The sequence below is a fragment of the Streptomyces sp. NPDC059564 genome (assembly GCF_042735575.1).
Taxonomy (GTDB): Bacteria; Actinomycetota; Actinomycetes; order Streptomycetales; family Streptomycetaceae; genus Streptomyces.
Genome location: NZ_JBHWBP010000636.1, coordinates 1 through 1,939, shown reverse-complemented (window position 1 = coordinate 1,939; position 1,939 = coordinate 1). Strand labels below are relative to the sequence as shown.

The window sequence follows — 1,939 nt, the reverse complement described above, 5'->3', positions numbered from 1 at the left end:
ACCCGGGCAGCACCGCCTACTCCCCCAGCCCGACCCGCCGCCCCCCGGCGGCGGCCGCGTGCGCAGCCGAGGCGCCGGCCGGTCCGGCGCCGACCACGACGACGTCCCACACCTCGCCGGAACCCTCGGGGACCGCCTCCGGCTCCGCGGCCGTTTCCACACCCGCTTCCTGACCCGCTTCCGCGTTCGCCTCGGGGGCGACGTCCGCCGTCCCGTCGTCCGCCCCCCGAGCGGCCTGCCCTGCGCTTGCGCCGTTTACGTCGTCGTCGCTGCTCACGATGTGCTGCTGCTCCTGATCACGCGGTTGCTCCGATGCCGTGGAAATCCTACGGGGAGAGTCCGCCTCGCCCCTCTGTGCGAGGATCGGCACTGTCTTTCGCCTTGCATTCGCCGTACCCCGGCACTTACACCAACGTCGCACCCACGAGGAGCGTGCCCATGTCCCAGAATCCGATCGCCGAGACCATCGCCTCGCTGATGCCCCGCGCCAAGGCGGAGCTGACCGAGCTGGTGGCCTTCCAGTCGGTCGCGGACTGGGCACAGTTCCCCCAGAGCGAGAGCGAGGGCGCCGCGAACTGGGTGGCCGACGCGCTGCGCGCCGAGGGCTTCCAGGACGTGGCGCTGCTCGACACCCCCGACGGCACCCAGTCCGTGTACGGCTTCCTGCCCGGCCCCGAGGGCGCCCCGACCGTCCTGCTGTACGCGCACTACGACGTGCAGCCGCCGCTGGACGACGACGCCTGGATCTCCCCCGCCTTCGAGCTGACCGAGCGCGACGGCCGCTGGTACGGGCGCGGCGCCGCGGACTGCAAGGGCGGCTTCATCATGCACCTGCTGGCGCTGCGTGCGCTGAAGGCGAACGGCGGCGTGCCGGTCTCCGTCAAGGTGATCGTCGAGGGCTCGGAGGAGCAGGGCACCGGCGGCCTCCAGCAGTACGCCGAGGCCCACCCGGAGCTGCTCGCCGCCGACACCATCGTCATCGGGGACGCGGGCAACTTCCGCCTGGGCCTGCCGACCGTCACCGCCACCCTGCGCGGCATGACGCTCGTCAAGGTGAAGATCGACACCCTGGGCGGCAACCTGCACTCCGGGATGTTCGGCGGCGTCGCCCCCGACGCGCTGGCGGCCCTGATCCGGCTGCTGGACTCGCTGCGCGCGGCGGACGGTTCGACCACCGTGGACGGGCTCGCCGCGGACGCGGTGTGGGAGGGCCTGCAGTACCCGGAGGCCGACTTCCGCGCCGACGCCCGGGTCCTGGACGGCGTCGGCCTGATCGGCGAGGGCACCATCGCGGACCGGCTGTGGGCCCGTCCTGCCGTCACCGTCCTCGGCATCGACTGCCCGCCGGTGATCGGCGCGACCCCCTCCGTGCACGCGAGCGCGGGCGCGCTGATCAGCCTGCGCGTGCCGCCGGGCGTGGACACCACCGAGGCCATCAAGCTGCTGGAGGCGCACCTGGTGGCGCACACCCCGTGGCAGGCGAAGCTGGAGCTGGAGGTCGTCGGACAGGGCCAGCCCTTCCAGGCGGACACCACCAGCCCGGCGTACGCGTCGATGGCGGAGGCCATGCAGGTGGCGTACCCGGGCCAGGAGATGCAGGTCAGCGGCATGGGCGGATCGATCCCGCTGTGCAACACGCTGACGTCGCTGTACCCGGAGGCCGAGATGCTGCTGATCGGCCTGAGCGAGCCGGAGGCGCAGATCCACGCGGTGAACGAGAGTGTCTCCCCGGAGGAGCTGGAGCGCCTGTCGGTGGCCGAGGCCCTCTTCCTGGTCAACTACGCGGAGTCCAAGCGCGCCTGAGGCCCACCGGCCTGACAACGCACGTTCGCCCGGGGCGCATTGCGCCCCGGGCGTACTGCGCTCCCGGCGAAGTCGGGCGCGCGGCGCCGGACCGGGTGCCTACGTTCGCGGCATGGATCTCATCGAGGTACTCCCC

Annotated in this window: 1 protein-coding gene and 1 pseudogene; one reads left to right on the top strand and one right to left on the bottom strand. The window is 72.7% G+C overall.

What is annotated here, in order from left to right:
* Positions 1 to 19 precede the first annotated feature (19 nt).
* Positions 20 to 325: pseudogene (locus ACFV0Q_RS41145) on the bottom strand (hyaluronate lyase); the annotation flags it as partial.
* A gap of 113 nt (positions 326 to 438) precedes the next feature.
* Here ACFV0Q_RS41145 and ACFV0Q_RS41140 point away from each other — a divergent pair.
* Positions 439 to 1,803: a dipeptidase gene (locus ACFV0Q_RS41140; protein WP_385013180.1), complete on the top strand. Its 1,365-nt coding sequence runs from the start codon at positions 439 to 441 to the stop codon at positions 1,801 to 1,803.
* Positions 1,804 to 1,939 lie beyond the last annotated feature (136 nt).

Bases quoted from the DNA above. Each gene is read 5' to 3' on its own strand.
- ACFV0Q_RS41140 (WP_385013180.1), top strand. From the start codon at position 439: ATGTCCCAGAATCCGATCGCCGAGACCATCGCCTCGCTGATGCCCCGC.